Raw genomic sequence first — 18199 nt, forward strand, 5'->3', positions numbered from 1 at the left:
TTAAGATGGAGTTATAAGAGACTTTCATAGCTTACTCCTTGAAATTTAGCTTCAAAGAGTAAGCAAAAGTTGTGCCGAAAATTTAAGCGAGATAAATTTATGTTTGCTCGCTTTGAAATAAAATTTTACCTATGGGCAAAAATAAAAGCAAATTTATAGAAAGCATCTTGTAAAATAAATCAATCCTAAAAAAATGTACCGCTTTTTATAAAAACTGTACCATACTTTTAGGAAATTTTAAAGAAAGGGAAACTGCAAAAAGGGCAGTTAAAGTATCGATAAGTAGGACATCTATGGTGTCACGGGGGAGACTTGAACTCCCGACCTCCGGCTTATGAGACCAGCGCTCTAACCAGCTGAGCTACCGTGACAACTTAAAATAAGTTTTGGATTATACAACCTAAGAACTTATTTTTAGCTAAAATTTATCTCACTCAAATTTTATAGATAAAAAAGCAAATTTGACTGCAAAAGCAGCCAAATTTATTAAGCTTTTTTAGTGAAAAATCCAACGTAAATAGCGTATATGAAACCTATAGCCACGGCATACGGGGCAAAAGGTGTGATGCCAGCTCCTGAGCTTGCTAAGATAAAGTTATGACTTATCGCAGCTCCAGCTCCCATGCCTAAAACAAATACGGCTGAGCTTAAATTTCCAGCTCCCATTTGCACTAGATGTTTGCCAGGGCAGCCGTAGCTTAGGCTAAAGCAAAGGCCAGCGAGCGTCATGCCAAGGAAACTCCAAAGCATATCATTGTGAGCGATAGGTTGTCCTTCAAAGCCAAATTTGTATTGATTTAGCACTAAATTTGTGATGCTTGCGCAGACGATGATAGAGGCAACGCCATAAAACATCGAAAAGTCACGCTCGAAAATTTTACTGATAGCTCCCACTGAGCAAAATTTACTTCTTTGCATAAATGCACCGATGATAATGGCACAAATAAGTGAGATAAATAAATTTGCATGCTGTGAGCCTGGACCTTTTTCTGAGCTAAATAATGCGCCATTTTCGCCAAGTTTTAGACCAAAGATAAGTGCCAGTAAAAGTAAAATGGCAATAATTAGTGGCAAAAACGCGATAGCTTTTGCAGTGGTTTCATTTTCAGGCAAAACGTAGCCATTTTTCTTAAAAGCTCGTCCCACAAAGACGCCAGCAAACAAGCCAACAACGCCAGCTATGGCAGTCATATCTCCGCCTCCAAGACGTAAAAACGCTCTCCAAGGGCAGCCTAAAAATATGAGGCAGCCTATCATCGCAAACACGCCTAAGAAAAACCTAGAAAATGCCGCACTGCCAGATATTGGAGTGAAATTTCTACTCCAAAGCATGCTAGCTAGAAAGCCTCCGATGATAAGCCCTAAAATTTCAGGCCTTAGATACTGCACGACTTTGGCCTGGTGAAAGCCAAGCGCACCCATGCTATCTCGTAAAAAGCAAGCCGCACAAACGCCCATGTTTGCTGGGTTGCCAAAATGAACGAGCACCGGACCAAGTATGCCAAGGCTCGCACCTGCGATGATGTAAAGTAGTGTTTTGTTCATGTAAATTCCTGTGTAAGAGTAAAACCAGACTGGTTTCTTAAACGATATTTTAATAATCATTAAATAAAACAAAGATTAATTTTTTGTAAAACAGAAGTGGCTAAAATATGCAAAAATTTCATAAAAAGGACAAATGATGAAAGATTTTATGAGCTATGCAGATAGCCTGAAAATTCTAAAAGATACGATAAATGCGTGGGAGAAGGTCGAAAAAGTAGCTATCACAGATGCGCTTGATAGAAATATCGCCTACGATGTGAAAGCTACTGAGAACTACCCAGCAAAGCCAGTTTCGGCGATGGACGGCTACGCTTTTGCCTTTAAAGATGGCCTAAACGAGCTTGAGCTCATCACAGACCTTCCAGCAGGTAGTGACAAAGGGCTACATGTAGAGGGCAGCAAATGCGTCAAAACCTTCACCGGCTCGCTAATGAGCGAAGGTACCGACACTCTTGTGCCAGTCGAAAATGTCGAGGTAAGCGGCTCGAAAATAATCATCAAAAAGAGCGTGCCAAAGGGCTTTGCCGTGCGTGCAGTCGGCGAGAGCTACAAAAAAGGCGAAATTTTAATAAAAAAAGGCACACGTCTAACATACTCTGAGATCGCGCTTCTTGCGGAGCTTGGCGTCTTTCACGTAAGCGTCTTTATCCGCCCAAGGGTGGCGATACTAGCAACTGGCAGCGAGATAAAAGACCTTGGCGAACCGCTTGATAGTCCAGCGCAAATTCACAGCTCAAACCACGTAGGTATCGCTATGCAGATACGTAAAATGGGCGCAGAGCCGATCATCTGCGAGATCGTAAGAGATAAGGCCGAGCTTGTCGAAAAAGCGATCATAAATGCGCTAAAATCAGCCGATATCTTGGTGACGACTGGTGGCATCAGCATGGGAGACTATGACTTTGTAAAGGGCGCTTTAAATGAAAATTTTAGCCTTATCATCGAGGGCGCTGCGATAAAACCAGGCCGCCATATCAGAGTGGCAAAATCAGGTGACAAATATATCTTTGCGTTACCTGGATTTCCGTATTCGGCGATGGTTATGTGCGTGCTTTACGTGAGGGTTTTGATAAACACTTGGTTTAGCCAAGAAGAGCCAAAGATCACGGCGATAATGGACGAAGACTACAAAAAACGCTCGCCATTTTTGGAATTTACAGCGGTAAATTTAGAAAACAGAGATGGCAAAATTTTCGTAAATTTAGACGGCAAAAAGCTAGGCAGCTCAGCGATCGTAAATAACCTAACAAACGAAGCGGCACTGCTTATCATCCCTAAAGAGACAGAATTTATCGCAAAAGGCGAAGTGGTAGAAGTTTTAAAGATGCCCTGCTAAAGTGGGTGAAATTTAAATTTGCCAGAGGCGCTTTGGCAAATTTAGAGTAAAAAGCAGGGAGAGCTCCCTGCTGTGGTTATTTCTCTTCGTTTGTTTTGATGTAAGCGTAGTCAGAAATTTTAGTCCATTCTCTTGCTTTTTTGAGGAAAGCTCTTTGAGACTCGACGATCTCTTTAAATAGTGGATCTTTTGCGCTCTCTTCATCAAGTAGCTCATTTGTAGCCTTTTTAAGAGCTGCGATGACCTCTGGAGGGAAAGATTTTACTTGGATGTCTGGGTATTCAGCCTTCATCTTGTCCCAGTACTCTACGTTTGCGTAAAATACCTTAGTATTCACATCTCTTGCCACCTCAGCAGCAGCCGCTTCAAAGATGGCTTTTAGGTCATCTGGAAGTTTTTCATACGCATTTTTGTTGAAGAAAAACTGAGTTTCGCCATCTGGCTCTTGCCAGCCTGTGTAGTAGTATTTTGCCACTTTGTGAAAGCCAAGCGCCATGTCATAAGCCGGGCTAACCCACTCGACCGCATCGATAGTGCCCATCTCAAGAGCCATGTAAAGCTCGCCAGTTGGGATAGTGTTGATATTTGCGCCAAGTTTAGCGTAAATTTCACCGCCAAAGCCTGGAATTCTGATCTTTAAGCCTTTGATATCATCAACTGACTTGATCTCTTTTTTAAACCAGCCGCCCATTTGCATGCCAGTGTTGCCAGCTCTAAAAATTTTGATGTTATACGGATCAAAAACTTTTGCCTCTAGCTCTTTGCCACCGCCAAATTCATACCAAGCTGTTTGCTCGTCGGTATTCATCATAAATGGTGTCGCTGTAAAGAACATAGTCTTAGGGTCTTTGCCTTTGTAGTAGTAGCTAGCTGTGTAGCCGATGTCGTACTGACCGCTTTTTGCAAAGTCAAGCATCGCAAAAGGTGACTTGTGTTTTGACGGGTAGTCGATCCTGATCTCGATGCGGCCGTTACTCATCTTTTCGACCTTCTCTTTTAGCTCTTTTGGCACTTCACCAAGCACTGGCATAGTGCTCTCCCATGAGGTTGCAAGCTTGAGCTTATAGACTTTGTCATCTCCCATAGCAGCGCAAGCAAGAGCTGCTAGGCCAAGAGATGCTAATAAAAATTTATTCATACTCTCTCCTTTAAAAATTTTGCCTATTATACAAAAAATTTACATTATTAAATTGTGTTATAATCGCAAAAATTAAATTACAGGGCATAAAAATGATAAAAAAGACGAAAATTGTAGCGACTTTAGGGCCAGCAAGTGACAACAAAGAGACGATGGAAGCGATGGTTAAAGCAGGTGTTAATGTTTTTCGTTTAAATTTTAGCCACGGAACACACGAATACCACAAATCAAACATCGACAAGATCAGAAACATCGAAAAAAGACTAAACAAACGCATAGGCATCTTGCAAGATATCTGCGGTCCAAAGATCAGAGTTGGCAAGCTTAGCGAGCCATTTTACTTAAAAGCTGGCGATGAGCTTAGCATATACGCAGAGGATATAGTGGGCGAAAAGATCGAAAAGGGCGTTTATAGAGTGAGCCTAAATCAGCCTCAAATTTTACCTATGCTAAAGGCTGGCGAGTACGTCTATTTCTATGATGGCTCGATCAGAGCAAGAGTTGTAGGCGAGGGCAAAGATGTGGTAAAAACCATCATCGAAAATGACGGAATTTTAAACTCAAACAAAGGAGTAAATTTCCCAAATACTACCCTTGGTATCGAGATCATCACGCCAAAAGATAAAGAGGATATGGAATTTGGCGCAAAACACGGCGTAAATTTCGTCGCCATTAGCTTCGTACAAGACGCAAATGACGTGATAAAAGCAAGAAATATCTTAAAAGAATTTGGCTCCAAAGCGGCTATCTTATCTAAGATAGAGAAATTTGACGCGGTCGAAAATATAGACGACATCATCGCTAAAAGCGACGGTATCATGGTAGCTCGTGGTGATCTTGGCATAGAAGTGCCATTTTACAAGGTCCCAACCATACAAAAGCTCATCATCAAAAAGGCAAATGCAGCCAGCAAGCCAGTCATCACAGCAACTCAGATGATGCTAAGCATGGCTGAGCATGAAACTGCCACAAGAGCGGAGATCAGCGACGTGGCAAACGCCGTGCTAGACGGCACTGACGCAGTTATGCTAAGCGAAGAGAGTGCGATAGGCAAAAACCCAGTCGCAGTCGTAGAGGCGATGAGCAAAACGATCATACAAACGCAAAGCATCTATCCATACAATAAATTTGACGAATTTGACTTTTTAGACGAGACAGATATGGTCGCAAATAGCGCAGCTTCGCTAGCCGTTCGCATCAAGGCAAATGCGATACTCTCTATCACAGGCTCTGGCAAATCAGCCATAAAACTAGCTAGAAATCGCACAAACATCGACATCATCGCCATCGCGCACGACGAGCAGACAGCTCACATGCTGACCCTTGCTTGGGGCGTGACGCCAGCGCTCGTGCTTGAAAAGACAAAGCTAAATGTCCTTCTTGCAAATGTCATCAAAAAGGCTTATGATGCTGGATATGTCGAGCATGATAAGACCTATCTCGTCACGGCTGGCCACCCAACAGGCGTAGAGGGCAGCACAAACCTCATACGTATCATCAGACGCGACCAGCTTGATTATTACCTAGACCTTGCAACTGAGTAAATTTATGGATTTTAGTGCCTGATATTTTGGGCACTAGAATTTCTTTTAAATTTATGCGCTTTTATGCACTCGCCTTGAAAATCTACCGAATTTAAATTTTTCATTTTGCCACTAAATTTAGAGCCGTGATATGCCAAATCTAAATTTGAAATTTAAACTATGTGCTTTAAAATAAAACTACTATTTTTTTGCAAATTTTAAAATTCCACTCGCTCGCAAGAATTGACTACTAAAATTTGGGTTCGCTTATCGCTTAGCTCAAATTTTGAATTTTAAACTTTAAATTTACTTAGATCCTTCTCAAGTGTCATTGAAGCATTTTTTAAATTTTCAACGACTTGCATAAGACTATTTGAAATTTCTTCATTTCTATCAGAAAGTGTCACAAGGCTATCCATTTCGTCTAATAGTTTTTCTAGACTTTCACCTATCTCGATAGCTTTATGCTCAACATCGTTTGACATTTCTATAGATTTTAGTGTCCGCTCTTTAGTGCTTTCGGCTTTACTCATTAGGTTGTTTGCATCAGTGCTTAACGTTACGATACTAGCCGCATTAGCATTTAAATCTTTACTAAGTTCGTTTATACTTTCCACTATTTTTTTAGTGATAGAGCCTATCTCATCAAGAGAATTTTCTGACTTCTCTGCTAGAATGCGTATCTCTTCTGCTACCACGGCAAAGCCACGCCCATTCTCTCCTGCTCGTGCAGCCTCTATGCCTGCATTTAAAGCAAGGAGATTTGTTTGGTCTGATACATCTTGTATCATCTCCAAAACTTTACGTATCTCTTCTGTTTGAGTTACTACTGATTTTATACCATAAACCATCTCTTGTTCTTTTGAACTTGCGGTATTTACTTTTGAAACCACGTCTTTTAGATTTGTTATCATCTCTTCAAGCTCAATATAAGATTCTTTATTTGATGACGATGCTTGTATTGAGATATTCTTTGATATTTCTAGAGTTTTACCAACACTTTTTGTCAATTCATTTGAGGTTTTAGCCTGTTTTTTATCTTCTTTTGAAGATTCAAATAGATTTTTAGCACTTTGTCCTAGGTCTTTAGTCTGCATTTCTACATTATGTGCTATGTCCTTGACTGTTTTTATAGTATCTTGGGTCTTTTCGATAAATTTATTTACATCGTGGCATACTTGTCCGATTTCGTCATTACTTTTTACTTGTATTCTAGCGGTTAGATCACCTTCGCCCTGTGATAGATCCTTTGTCTTTTTGGACAGTTCAGAAATAGGCTTACCTACTATGCTTCTAAGCATTAAGAGCACAACTACGGTGGTGATTAGCAAAGCAAGGACAAATGTGGCTATAAATATATTTCTTTTTTCACTAAGATCTTCATCTATCCATTGGTAAGAATACGTTAAATCCATTACTCCCAATACATCACCTTCTTTAGCATTTGCATGGCAAGTAATGCATTCGTTTTTGGCTTTAAATTGTCTAATTAGTCGTAAAAAATGTCCATTATCATTTTCGATATTTAAATTTAAATCTTTTGGGTTATTGAATTGATCAGCTATAATTTGATCTTTTATATTTAATTGTTCTAAGCCAAATATCTCACTAACACTATTAGCGCGGTAGATGTCTATTGTATTTACACCATTTATCTTAGCTGCTTCTTGTATGGATTTATTTATCATCGCAGAATCACCAGAGTTCATCGTAGCTTGGATAGTTTGAGCTATTGATAGGCTTAACATATTTAAATTTTCTTCACTTAAATTTAAAGTAGTATCTTTAAACTCTTTGCTTATGATGGACTGTATTATGGCAAAGCTGACAAATAAGACTAAAATCATACTTATAGCTATTTTTTTGCTGACCGTATTTTTCTTCATAATTCCTCCTATTACATTATGATTAAGACTATTAAATAATTGAAAAATGTGATTATAACTTATTAAATTAAGTTATATAATTATTAATGCTTTATATACAAAATTATTTGTTATTTATGTTTAAATTTGTGACGCCAAATTTAACGTCACAAATCTAAATTTATTTTTTCTTTTTGCCTTTTGGCTCGTAGCCTTTAAACCAGCTTTTTATCTTATCAAAGACGCTCTCATCGGTGCTTGACTTGCCTGAAACTATGCCAAAGCTAGCTTGAAGTTTGTTTAAAAGCTCTTTTTGCTCGTCGCTTAGCTTATCAGGCGTTTGGATAGAAATTTGAGCTACAAGTCTGCCTTTTTTGCGTGAATTTACGCCCTTGATGCCCTCATTTTCAAAGATAAATTGCTGTTTATCTTTCGCGCCAACTGGCAGTTTTAGCTCAGCTTCACCGCGAAGTGTTGGGATTTTTATGCTCTCGCCAAGAACAGCTTGGGTGAAAAAGACTGGAATTTCTATATAAACGTCGTCATTGTGGCGGATGAAATGCTTGTCCTCTTTTACATTTATGCTCACGTAAAGATCGCCTTGAACGCCGTTTGCACCGATGTTGCCTTTGCCAGCGACCCTCATCCTCATGCCACTATCAACGCCCTCTGGGATCGTGATCTTGACGCTTTGTTGCTGGATTTTATAGGCTTTTGCGTTGCAATCAGGACATGGCTCGCTTATCACTTCGCCAGATCCGTGGCAGTATGGGCACTCTTGAACGATATTCATAAAGCCATTGCCACGTGTGATCCTGCCGCTTCCGCCACAGTGCTGGCAAGTTTTGTTTTTGCCATCTTTGCTGCCTGTTGCGTTGCATGTTGGGCAAGGCACTTTTTGATCAAATTTGATCTCTTTTTCGCAGCCAAAAACAGCTTCATTAAACTCTAAATTTATAGGAATTTCAAGGTCGGCTGAGTATTTTTCGCTTCGTCTTTTTCTCTGTCTAGAGCCACCGCCAAAACCGCCTCCAAAAAACGAGTCAAAAATGTCTGAAAGGTCAAAATCAGCGCTAAAGCCACCGCCACTGCCAAATCTACCCTCAAGCCCTTCTTTGCCGTATCTGTCGTATATTGAGCGCTTTTGCTCATCGCTTAAGACCTGATAGGCTTCGTTTATCTGTTTAAATTTCTGCTCAGCCTCTTTGTCGCCAGCATTTCTGTCTGGGTGGTACTTTAAAGCGAGCTTTCTAAAGGCTTTTTTTATCTCGTCGCCACTTGCATTTCTTGAAATTTCAAGGATCTCGTAATAATCAAACTCCACATTTTTCCTTGTTTATTAAGCTTATTTTAAATGTGAGATTTTATCCAAAAAAGTTTAAATTTAAAAAAAAATTTACATTTTTGCCGTATAATCTCTACTATTTTTCAATGAAAAGGATGATTTATGATTAACGTTTTAATGATAGAAGACGATCCAGAATTTGCTCAAATTTTATCTGAATATCTTGATAGCTTTAATATAAAAGTGACTAACTTTGAAGACCCATATCTAGGCCTAAGCGCAGGGATAAAAAACTATGACCTGCTCATACTTGACCTTACTTTGCCTGGCATTGACGGTCTTGAAGTTTGTAAAGAAATTCGCCAAAAATACGACATCCCTATCATCATAAGCTCAGCTCGCAGTGACATCAGCGACAAGGTCGTTGGGCTTCAGCTTGGCGCGGATGATTATTTGCCAAAACCATACGATCCAAAAGAGATGTATGCTCGCATCACAAGTCTTATTAGAAGATATAAAAAGACAAATGAAGTTCAAGAAGAGGTCGTTGATAGCGCATTTAGGATAGATGACAAGCGTCATGAAATTTACTTTAATAATGAAGCCCTTGCTCTAACACCAGCTGAGTATGAAATTTTAACCTATCTCATCAAACAGCACAGCTTTTCAGTATCTCGCGAGCAGCTAGTTTATAACTGCAAGAGCCTAAAAGACAAGGACTCAAAGAGCCTAGATGTCATCATTGGACGCCTTAGAACAAAGATCGGCGATAGCTCAAAAGCGCCAAAACATATATTTTCAGTTAGAGGCATAGGATATAAGCTTATCGGATGAAATACTCCATAACCACCAAGATAACTATTATCTTTGCTATCGCTTTCTCGCTGATGTGCTTGCTTTTTGTAACATTTGCAAACATTCAGCAAGAAAGTGCGCTTGAGAAGCTAAAAGATAAGCAAATAAGCGCCATGAACTATCTTGTGGCGCTTTACGAGCGTGGTAATCCTCCAAGAGATTTGGAGCACTACTTTAAAAATTTCAACCTAGAATATGTCGGCAACAAAAATTTAGCCACCTCAGTTACTACAAGCGGAAACGCCATTTTTACGCAGCACACGCCTCTTGGCATGATGCAGTCGGTTAATTACAAAGGCGATTTGTATCTGCTCATCAAAAATCCATCTTTTCAGCTGCTACTTGAGAGTAACGACGCAAGACACGTAAATGACCCGCTTTGGGTGGCATTTTTGATCATCTCGGCTCTACTTATCTCGCTTTATGTCTCGGTGCTTAGAAGCCTTTTGCCGCTTAGAAGACTTAGCAAAGATATCAGAAAATTTGCCAGCGGAAATATGGAGATGGCGATGACTGCTAGGCTAAATGAAAACGAGCAAGACGAGATAGGGCAAGTCGCAGTTGAATTTGACAACGCCGTTTGCAAGATCAGAGAGCTCATCCGCTCAAGGCAGCTATTTTTGCGTGCGATCATGCATGAGCTAAAGACTCCGATTGGAAAGGGCAGGATCGTCTCTGAAATGGTGGCAAACGACACTCAAAAGATGAGGCTCATAAACGTTTTTGAACGCCTTGAGATGCTTATAAATGAATTTAGCAAGGTCGAGCAGCTTCTTTCAAAAAGCTATGCACTAAACTATCAAGAGTGCCATTTTTCGCTCATTTTAGAGCAGGTGCAAGATATGCTCATGCTTGATAAATTTGAAGAGCGAGTGAGCTGTGATATCAGAGATGACGTCATACTAAGAGTGGATTTTCAGCTTTTTAGTTTGGCGATTAAAAATTTGATAGATAACGCCCTAAAATACGCAGAGGATAAAAAGGCTATTTTGATCTGCGATAGCGAATTTATAGCAGTTAAAAATTTAGGTAAAAAGCTAAATCACCCGATTGACTACTACAAACAAGCCTTTGTTAGAGGCGATAAAGTGAGTGCGGGAAGCGGCATGGGGCTTGGACTTTACATCATCGAGCAAATTTGCCAGATGCAAAAATTTGAGCTTGCTTACGACTACGAGGACGGCTATCATGTCTTTAAAATTTTACTTCGTGCAAAGGCAAAACGCGCATGAAAAGGGGCTTAGAGAAATTTAATGAGCTAACTGAGTCATTTGCTAAGCTGCCAGGTGTCGGTAAAAAATCAGCCGCAAGATTTGCCTACTTTGTCTGCATGCAAGATAGCTTTGCAGGGCTAAGGCTGGCGCAAAATATCGAAGATGCGGTGAGGTTTATCAAGCGCTGTGAGCGTTGCGGTGGGCTAAGTGAAAATGAAATTTGCGACATTTGCAGCGACGAGAGCAGGGACGGCGAAGTCATCTTGCTGGTTGAGAGTCCAAAAGATATCTTGGTTTTTGAGCAAAATGGCATCTATAATGGCCTTTACTTCGTGCTTGACGAGATTGACGAGGACGCCATAGAGAGGCTGCGAAGTGCTATCACGCAAAATGGCTCAAAAGAGGTCGTCTTTGCCTTTACGCCGGGGCTAAATTCAGACGCACTCATGCTTTACGTCGAGGATAAGCTTGGCATGAGTGAAATTTCATTTAGTAAGATCGCTCAGGGCGTGCCAACTGGCGTAAATTTAGAAAATGTCGATATGCTCTCACTCCTAAAAGCCTACGAGAGCCGCACAAAAGCCTAATTAAAATTTCTTTTAGTTATAATCTCACCTAAATTTATAATATTTAGTCCGCGTAGCCGCCGCTAAATTTAAAAGGATAGAGATTGATTTTACTTATAGATAACTACGATAGTTTTGTCTTCAATGTCGAGCAGTACGTAAAAGAGCTCACTAATGAAGAGGTTAGATGCGTTAGGAACGACAAGATAACGCTTGAAGAGATAAAAAAACTAAACCCAAGTAAGATCATCCTAAGCCCAGGGCCAAAACACCCAAAAGATAGCGGAGTTTGCTTAGAAATTTTAAAAGCGGGCCTTGGTGTGCCGGTGCTTGGCATCTGCCTTGGACACCAAGCCATAGGGCTTAGTTTTGGCGCAAAGATAAAAAGGCTAGACGATCCGCTTCACGGCAAGACCTCATTTATTGATGTGAAAAACAAAGAGCCGCTCTTTGCAGGGCTGCCTGAGCGCTTTGAGGTTATGCGCTACCACTCGCTCTATGTCGATGAGCTCCCAGCTAGCTTAAGCGCTGATGCGGTGAGCGATGATGGCGTAGTCATGGCACTTAGCGTTAAAGATAAGCCGATATTTGGCATCCAGTTTCATCCTGAGAGCTACTTCACGCAATACGGCAAAAAGATCGTTGAAAATTTTGTAAATTACAAGGCAAAAGAAGAGGTAAAAGAGCCAAAAATTCGCTCACTCAAGCCATATCTTATCAAGCTTCAAGAGAACATCCCACTTGATGATAGCGACTTTGAGCAAATTTGCGAGATAATAGCTAGCAAAGAGTACGAGATCGTGCAGCTCTCAGCCCTTTTAGTGCTAATTAGCGAAAAGAGCCTCTATCCAAAAAGCCTCGCTGCACTTGCAAAAAATATCCTAAAATACTCGCAAACTTACCGCGATGATACACCTATGATCGATCTTTGCGGCACTGGCGGCGATGGCTTTAAGACGATAAATATTTCAACTACGGTGGCATTTATCCTTGCAAGCCTTGGTATAAAGGTCGCAAAACACGGCAACAAGGCAGTTTCAAGCAAGTCAGGCAGCTCTGATGTGCTTGAAATTTTAGGCGTAAAAAGTGAAAAATCACTGGCAAAACAGCGCGAAAATTTAGCAAATAAAAATTTGGCCTTTTTCCATGCGCCATTTTTCCACCCACTTGTTGGCGAAGTGCGAGAAGTGCGCCAAAGACTTGGCATAAGAACCGTCTTTAACGTGCTTGGACCGCTTTTAAATCCAAATTTAAATCTCACAAACCAGCTAGTTGGCGTCTATCATAAGCCTGTTTTAAAACTCTACGCCCAGACGCTTAAGATCCTTGGCAGAAAGCACGCTTTGGTCGTCCGCGGCGATGACGGACTAGACGAGATCACACTTTGCAGTGAAACAAGTGTTGTGGAGCTAAAAAATGGCGAAATTTTTGAGTACAGCATCACGCCAGAGCAGTTTGGTTTTAAAAGAGCGCTTCACAGCGACATCGAGGGCGGCACACCTGAAGAAAACGCCAAAACCTTGATACGCACGCTAAAAGGCGAGGAGCAGGGGGCGAAATTTGACATCGTGGTCTTTAATGCGATGTTTGCCCTCTACGCAGCTGATGGCGCAAAGAGCCCAGACGAGGCCAAAAAAATGGTACTTGAAGCGATAAATTCAGGCAAAGCGTATAAATTTTATGAAGAGTTTATAAAGGCTGGGGCTAATGGCGCTAGTTAAAATTTGTGGCATCAAAACGCTAGATGAGGCGAGTGCGGTTTGTGCTTTGGATGTTGATTTTATCGGGCTGATATTTGCCAAAAGTAAAAGAAGGGTCGAGCCAAATTTAGCTAGGCAGATAGTGAAATTTGCTCACAGCAAGGGCAAAAAAGTAGTTGGCGTTTTTGCTTTGCAAAGTGATTGTGAGATAATGGAAATTTGCCAGTTTGCTGGCCTTGACGTGGCTCAAGTGCATGGGGTGGTGAGTGAAAATTTAGGTGCAAATTTAAAAGATATGGGGCTTGAGATTTGGCAGGTTTTTAGCGTGAAAGACAGCTTGCCAGAGGTTGATTTTAAGCATTTTGACATAGCGCTTTTTGACTGCAAGGGCGAAAATGCTGGCGGAAACGGCACTAGCTTTGAGTGGGAAATTTTAAAAGAGGTCAAGTTTAAATTTGGCATGGCTGGGGGCATAGGCGAGCACAACATAAAAGAGGCGCTCAAATTTAAGCCATGTCTGGTTGATATCAACTCAAAAGTCGAGGACGAAAACGGCGTGAAAGATGCGCAAAAGATAGAGAGAATTTTAAAGATCATAGGTGAGGTAGAAGATGAACACTAAAGCATATTTTGGAAAATTTGGCGGGCAGTTCGTGCCTGAGACGGTGATGTTTGCCCTTGATGAGCTAGAAAATGCTTATGAGAGCATCGCAAAGACAAAAGAGTTTAAAGACGAGCTTGATGATCTTTTGAAAAACTACGTTGGCAGGCCTAGTCCGCTCTTTTTTGCAAAGCGCTTAAGCGAGCACTACGGACATGAAATTTACCTAAAAAGAGAGGATCTAAACCACACGGGCGCACATAAGATAAATAACGCTCTTGCTCAAGCGTTGCTTGCTAAAAAAATGGGTAAAAAGAAAATTTTAGCTGAGACTGGAGCTGGTCAGCACGGCGTGGCAACAGCGACTGCAGCGGCACTTCTTGGCTTAGAGTGTGATGTCTATATGGGTGCAACAGACGTTGCTAGACAGCAGCTAAATGCCTTTCGCATGCAGCTTCTTGGTGCAAAGGTGGTGAGCGTAGAGGATGGCTTAAAAACGCTAAAAGAGGCGACTACAGCAGCCATACAAGCGTGGGTAAATGAGATAGAAAGCGCGTTTTATGTCATCGGCTCAGCCGTTGGCCCACACCCATATCCAAAGATTGTGCGTGACTTTCAAAGTGTCATCGGCACAGAGGCAAAATCCCAGCTAACAGACTACGGCAAAAAGGCCGACTACGTCATCGCCTGCGTTGGTGGCGGCAGTAATGCTATTGGCATTTTTAGCGCGTTTTTAGAGGATGAGAGCGTAAATTTAGTTGGTATTGAGGCTGGTGGCCTTGGCATAGATACGCCTTATCACGCAGCTACGCTTAGCAAAGGCAAAACTGGCATCATTCACGGCATGAAAACGACGGTCTTACAAGATGAGTACGGCATGATCTCACCAGTGCATAGCATCTCAGCAGGCCTTGACTACCCAGGTATCGGTCCAGAGCACGCCCACCTAAACGACATCAAAAGGGTAAGATATGAAGCTGTAACCGACGATGAGTGCATAAATGCCTTGTATTTTCTAAGCAAGATGGAGGGCATCATCCCAGCCATCGAGAGCGCGCACGCGGTGGCATATCTGGAGAAACTCTGCCCAAAACTTGATAAAAAAAGCGTCATAGTCGTAAATATCTCAGGCAGGGGCGATAAGGACATAAACACAGTTATCGGCTACGAAAAAGGAAAAATTTATGGATAAGGTTAGAAGCGCATTTAACGGCAAAAAGGCAAACATCGGCTACATCGTGGCTGGATATCCAAGCCTAGAAAAAACGAAGGAATTTTTAGAAAATTTAGATGAGAGCACGCTTGATCTAGTCGAGATCGGTATCCCTTACTCTGATCCGCTAGCTGATGGTAAACTCATCGCGCAAGCTAGCTTTGAGACAGCTCAAAGTGGCGTAAATACCGACGTTGTCTTTGATATGCTTGAGGGCTGCAAAGCAAAAGTGACAAAACCACTTGTTTTTCTAGTTTATTACAACATCATCTTTGCTTATGGCGTGGATAAATTTCTAAAAAGATCATGTGAAGCTGGAGTGAGCGGCTTTATCGTGCCGGATCTGCCTTGTGAGGAGTGCGAGGAGTTTGCTATAAAGTGCAAGGAGCTAAATTTGTGCCTTGTGCCACTTATCAGTGTCACTTCTGGGGGCAGGGCGGATGAGATATTAAAATTTGGCTCAGGATTTATCTACGTGCTAGGTGCTATCGGCGTTAGCGGTTCAAAAAGAGCTGATGAAGATAGGATAAAAAATTTAGTCCTAGAGCTTAAGAAAAAGAGCGATCTACCAGTGGCTGTGGGCTTTGGCATCAAAAACAAAGATGATGTTAGTGAAGTGAAAAAATATGCTGATGCTGCGATCATAGGCACGCAAATAGTCAAACTTTGCGCCAAATTTAGTGGAAAAGTGTTAGTTAAAGAGGTCGATAAACTCTTTTAAAATGTTTAATAAATTTATAGCTAATTTAGTAAAGCCAAAGTATAATTAACGCGCATTTCAAGTCTTAAGGAAGAGATATGAGAAAAGTTATAGATGAAGCCACGAGCTATCTTTGCAAGGATACTTTGGGGTTGGATTTAGAGTTTGGCAAGAGCCTTGGTAAAGGATTTTACGGGGCTAGCATACCAGTTTATAAGGGCAAAAGCGAGTATCAGTTTTATCTATTTTTTAAAAAAGATACTTTAAAAATTTTCATGAATGCCTTTTTTGGTCACGAAGATGTTGATGGTGGCGATCTGGACGATCTTTGCAAAGAGATAGCTAATCAGATCATCGGCAAGGCTAAAAATCTACTAAATGAAAAAGAGCCAAATGCTTATAAGCTTGGAACGCCTGAGTTTTTGGGTGAGGTTGAGAATTTTGGCATAAAGCTAAAAGAGAAATTTATATATAAGATAAAAAATAGAACATTTCAAATAGGCTACAAGATACAATGAACGACGAAGGTGCGATAGAGACACTAGAACAGCTAGGGCTTTTTAAGAGCTATGACGAGCTTATGGATATAAGCGTTGATTTTATAGCTGAGCTAGGAACTACCACAGTTAGCATAAATGAGCTTTTGAAATTTGAAGCTGGCTCGGTCATAGACCTCGAAAAACCAGCTGGCGAGAGTGTGGAGCTATATATAAATAATAGAATTTTTGGAAAAGGCGAAGTAATGGTTTATGAGAAAAATTTAGCCATCAGGATAAATGAAATTTTGGACTCAAAGTCAGTTATTCAGTACTTCAAAAAAGAACTTTTATGAAGTTTATACTATTTTTTCTGCTTTTCGCGACACAAATTTTAGCTTCTAACTTGCTAACATACAACATCTATGAGCGCACCGACAGGGTCGATATCATGCTTAGCTTTGATGCGCCTTACGAGGGCAACATCTTTCAAAAGCGAGAAAAAGATACGACCTCTTTGATACTAAATTCTTTAAGCTACGATCAAAGCGCGAGCAAGGATATAAACTCAAAGATCATTCAAGAGCTTGAGATAGAGCCAAAGCAAAACTCTTTAGTTTTAAATTTGCGCTCAAACGATGCGATCATCGTAAATGCTTCAAAGACAACTGACAGCTTCGGACTTCGCATCCGTGTAACACTAAAAAATACAAAAACGCAGGTGCAAAATATGCCACAAGCTAGCGCAAAGATAGAAACTGCTAGCACGCCAAAGACAGAAAATGAACCTATGGTTAATATTGATTCGAGATACTTTATCGTCCTAAGCGTGCTCATCGCGCTTCTTATATTTTTATATATTTTTAAAAGATATATCACTTCAAAAAGTAGTGACTTTGGCGGGTTTAAAACGCCACAAAATCAGCCACAAAACGACACAAAGTCGATGAACTGGCTACTTAAAAATCAAAATAGCGGCGTCAATATCATCTATGAAAAATATCTTGACCGCACAAACAAACTAATGCTTCTAAGCTACGAAAATAGGCGCTATCTAGTGATAGTTGGCAGCTCAAACGTCATGCTTGATAGCTTTGGCGAGGAGAAGATCCAAAGTGAACAGGACTTTGCGGTATTTTTTGAAGAAAATAAGAAAAAACTTGGCTCATTTTTGCAAGAGCGTCAAAATAGCTTAAATAACTACAAAGATAAAATGAGCGGGGAATTTTAGTTGCGCTTCGCTACTAAATTTAAAAATTTAGAAGAGTGATTTCGCAAATTTTAAAATCTTTACTCACTTGCCTTAGCAGACTACTAAATTTAGGTCTCGTAGTCACTCGCCACTAAATTTAGAGCCATGATATGTCAGCTCTAATTTTAAAATTTGCTTGAGTTTCTAACCGCATGCAGTGCGAAGCACCATTGCATACACTTCTAACGCGCGAGGGTGTTTTACTCGGACTTCGTCTCGTAACTGCAAGCAGACCGTAATTCAAGCCTCTTCCCCCTTAACAAAGAAATAAAACTTTAAATTTTTAAAAACTTTAATTTACAAATTTTAAAATTCCATTCACTCGCAAGAATTGACTACTAAAATTTAGCTTCGCTTACAGCTTAGCTCAAATTTTAGAGCCGAAATTACTCGTTCATGAAATTTTAAAATTTGCTTGACACCTTACTTGATTTAATAAAGCAATTTTGTAAATTTTAAAATCTTACTCACTCGCCTTAGCAGACTACTAAATTTAGGCTGCACTTCGTTTAGCACTAAATTTAGAGCCGTGATATGCTCGCTCATAAATTTTAAAATTTGCCTGACACTTGCATGATGATAAAACGCATGCGGCGCAAAACGCTATCGCATGCCCCTTGAACGTGCGAGGGGTTTTTACTTCGACTTCGTCTCGTAACTGCAAGCAGACAGGGGATTTAAAAAGGGGGATAATGGGACGGCCTCGTTTCTGCCATGCAGTTGTGAGCCTGCGAAGCAAAATTCAAGTCCCCTTGTCTCCATTCTGAATAAAAAGAAATTTACAAATTTAGTCAAGCTGTCTTTGCAAATTTTAAAATTCCATTCACTCGCAAGAATTGACTACTAAAATTTGGCTTCGCTTACAGCTTAGCTCAAATTTTAGAGCCGCAATTACTTGTTCATGAAATTTTAAAATTTGCTGTAGCTTTT

15 protein-coding genes, 1 tRNA gene and 2 pseudogenes are annotated in these 18199 nt (G+C 40.6%); 12 read left to right on the forward strand and 6 right to left on the reverse strand.

What is annotated here, in order from left to right; translation table 11 throughout:
- Positions 1-294: 294 nt before the first annotated feature.
- Both UNSWCS_RS00505 and yedE read right to left on the reverse strand, forming a co-directional pair.
- A tRNA-Met gene (locus tag UNSWCS_RS00505) sits at positions 295-371 on the reverse strand.
- A 115-nt stretch (positions 372-486) separates the two neighbouring features.
- Positions 487-1545 carry a YedE family putative selenium transporter gene (gene yedE / locus UNSWCS_RS00510; RefSeq protein WP_021086855.1) on the reverse strand — a complete coding sequence of 353 codons (1059 nt, stop codon included), beginning with the start codon at positions 1543-1545 and terminating at the stop codon, positions 487-489.
- A gap of 136 nt (positions 1546-1681) precedes the next feature.
- Between yedE and UNSWCS_RS00515 the strand changes: the two genes are divergently transcribed.
- Entirely contained in the window at positions 1682-2881 is a 1200-nt protein-coding gene (locus UNSWCS_RS00515) for a molybdopterin molybdotransferase MoeA (RefSeq protein WP_021086842.1), read from the forward strand.
- A gap of 76 nt (positions 2882-2957) precedes the next feature.
- Here UNSWCS_RS00515 and UNSWCS_RS00520 read toward each other — a convergent pair whose 3' ends face one another.
- Entirely contained in the window at positions 2958-4019 is a 1062-nt protein-coding gene (locus UNSWCS_RS00520) for a TRAP transporter substrate-binding protein (RefSeq protein ID WP_021086852.1), read from the reverse strand.
- A gap of 92 nt (positions 4020-4111) precedes the next feature.
- Here UNSWCS_RS00520 and pyk point away from each other — a divergent pair, with 92 nt between their 5' ends.
- Entirely contained in the window at positions 4112-5563 is a 1452-nt protein-coding gene (gene pyk / locus UNSWCS_RS00525) for a pyruvate kinase (RefSeq protein WP_021086840.1), read from the forward strand.
- Positions 5564-5835: 272 nt separating this feature from the next.
- Here pyk and UNSWCS_RS12705 read toward each other — a convergent pair.
- The 3 genes and pseudogenes from UNSWCS_RS12705 to dnaJ all read right to left on the reverse strand — a co-directional run.
- Positions 5836-6345 (reverse strand): annotated as a pseudogene (locus tag UNSWCS_RS12705) (methyl-accepting chemotaxis protein); the annotation flags it as partial.
- 348 nt (positions 6346-6693) lie between these two features.
- A pseudogene (locus tag UNSWCS_RS12710) lies at positions 6694-7428 on the reverse strand (HAMP domain-containing protein); the annotation flags it as partial.
- 160 nt (positions 7429-7588) lie between these two features.
- Positions 7589-8731: a molecular chaperone DnaJ gene (gene dnaJ / locus UNSWCS_RS00535; RefSeq protein WP_021086869.1), complete on the reverse strand. Its 1143-nt coding sequence runs from the start codon at positions 8729-8731 to the stop codon at positions 7589-7591.
- 123 nt (positions 8732-8854) lie between these two features.
- Between dnaJ and UNSWCS_RS00540 the strand changes: the two genes are divergently transcribed.
- The 10 genes from UNSWCS_RS00540 to UNSWCS_RS00585 all read left to right on the forward strand — a co-directional run bounded on the left by UNSWCS_RS00540 (position 8855) and on the right by UNSWCS_RS00585 (position 17248).
- Entirely contained in the window at positions 8855-9526 is a 672-nt protein-coding gene (locus UNSWCS_RS00540) for a response regulator transcription factor (RefSeq protein WP_009294394.1), read from the forward strand.
- Positions 9523-10779 (forward strand): ArsS family sensor histidine kinase, encoded by a 1257-nt coding sequence (locus UNSWCS_RS00545; protein ID WP_021086841.1) that lies wholly within the window; start codon positions 9523-9525, stop codon positions 10777-10779. The genes UNSWCS_RS00540 and UNSWCS_RS00545 overlap by 4 nt, the downstream gene beginning before the upstream one ends.
- Positions 10776-11348 carry a recombination mediator RecR gene (gene recR / locus UNSWCS_RS00550; protein ID WP_021086860.1) on the forward strand — a complete coding sequence of 191 codons (573 nt, stop codon included), beginning with the start codon at positions 10776-10778 and terminating at the stop codon, positions 11346-11348. Before UNSWCS_RS00545 ends, recR begins: the two co-directional genes overlap by 4 nt.
- An 83-nt stretch (positions 11349-11431) precedes the next feature.
- Entirely contained in the window at positions 11432-13048 is a 1617-nt protein-coding gene (gene trpD / locus UNSWCS_RS00555) for an anthranilate phosphoribosyltransferase (protein WP_021086850.1), read from the forward strand.
- The gene (locus tag UNSWCS_RS00560) at positions 13035-13649 is read left to right on the forward strand and encodes a phosphoribosylanthranilate isomerase (protein WP_021086859.1); all 615 of its coding nucleotides are present in this window, start codon (positions 13035-13037) and stop codon (positions 13647-13649) included. The genes trpD and UNSWCS_RS00560 overlap by 14 nt, the downstream gene beginning before the upstream one ends.
- Positions 13639-14820 carry a tryptophan synthase subunit beta gene (gene trpB / locus UNSWCS_RS00565; protein WP_021086845.1) on the forward strand — a complete coding sequence of 394 codons (1182 nt, stop codon included), beginning with the start codon at positions 13639-13641 and terminating at the stop codon, positions 14818-14820. Before UNSWCS_RS00560 ends, trpB begins: the two co-directional genes overlap by 11 nt.
- Positions 14813-15562, forward strand: coding sequence for a tryptophan synthase subunit alpha (trpA, locus tag UNSWCS_RS00570; protein WP_021086862.1), 750 nt, complete (start codon positions 14813-14815; stop codon positions 15560-15562). The genes trpB and trpA overlap by 8 nt, the downstream gene beginning before the upstream one ends.
- A gap of 77 nt (positions 15563-15639) precedes the next feature.
- Entirely contained in the window at positions 15640-16059 is a 420-nt protein-coding gene (locus UNSWCS_RS00575) for a chemotaxis protein CheX (RefSeq protein ID WP_002942548.1), read from the forward strand.
- Entirely contained in the window at positions 16056-16373 is a 318-nt protein-coding gene (fliN, locus tag UNSWCS_RS00580; protein WP_002942551.1) for a flagellar motor switch protein FliN, read from the forward strand. The genes UNSWCS_RS00575 and fliN overlap by 4 nt, the downstream gene beginning before the upstream one ends.
- Positions 16370-17248, forward strand: coding sequence for a hypothetical protein (locus UNSWCS_RS00585; protein ID WP_021086871.1), 879 nt, complete (start codon positions 16370-16372; stop codon positions 17246-17248). The genes fliN and UNSWCS_RS00585 overlap by 4 nt, the downstream gene beginning before the upstream one ends.
- Positions 17249-18199 lie beyond the last annotated feature (951 nt).

The organism is Campylobacter concisus UNSWCS (assembly GCF_000466685.1).
GTDB classification, from domain to species: domain Bacteria; phylum Campylobacterota; class Campylobacteria; order Campylobacterales; family Campylobacteraceae; genus Campylobacter_A; species Campylobacter_A concisus_A.

Coding starts and splice junctions, on each gene's coding strand:
- fliN (WP_002942551.1), top strand. CDS start 16,056: ATGAACGACGAAGGTGCGATAGAGACACTAGAACAGCTAGGGCTTTTT.
- UNSWCS_RS00515 (WP_021086842.1), top strand. CDS start 1,682: ATGAAAGATTTTATGAGCTATGCAGATAGCCTGAAAATTCTAAAAGAT.
- UNSWCS_RS00575 (WP_002942548.1), top strand. CDS start 15,640: ATGAGAAAAGTTATAGATGAAGCCACGAGCTATCTTTGCAAGGATACT.
- UNSWCS_RS00520 (WP_021086852.1), bottom strand. CDS start 4,019: ATGAATAAATTTTTATTAGCATCTCTTGGCCTAGCAGCTCTTGCTTGC.
- recR (WP_021086860.1), top strand. CDS start 10,776: ATGAAAAGGGGCTTAGAGAAATTTAATGAGCTAACTGAGTCATTTGCT.
- UNSWCS_RS00585 (WP_021086871.1), top strand. CDS start 16,370: ATGAAGTTTATACTATTTTTTCTGCTTTTCGCGACACAAATTTTAGCT.
- UNSWCS_RS00560 (WP_021086859.1), top strand. CDS start 13,035: ATGGCGCTAGTTAAAATTTGTGGCATCAAAACGCTAGATGAGGCGAGT.
- UNSWCS_RS00545 (WP_021086841.1), top strand. CDS start 9,523: ATGAAATACTCCATAACCACCAAGATAACTATTATCTTTGCTATCGCT.
- pyk (WP_021086840.1), top strand. CDS start 4,112: ATGATAAAAAAGACGAAAATTGTAGCGACTTTAGGGCCAGCAAGTGAC.
- UNSWCS_RS00540 (WP_009294394.1), top strand. CDS start 8,855: ATGATTAACGTTTTAATGATAGAAGACGATCCAGAATTTGCTCAAATT.
- trpB (WP_021086845.1), top strand. CDS start 13,639: ATGAACACTAAAGCATATTTTGGAAAATTTGGCGGGCAGTTCGTGCCT.
- trpA (WP_021086862.1), top strand. CDS start 14,813: ATGGATAAGGTTAGAAGCGCATTTAACGGCAAAAAGGCAAACATCGGC.
- yedE (WP_021086855.1), bottom strand. CDS start 1,545: ATGAACAAAACACTACTTTACATCATCGCAGGTGCGAGCCTTGGCATA.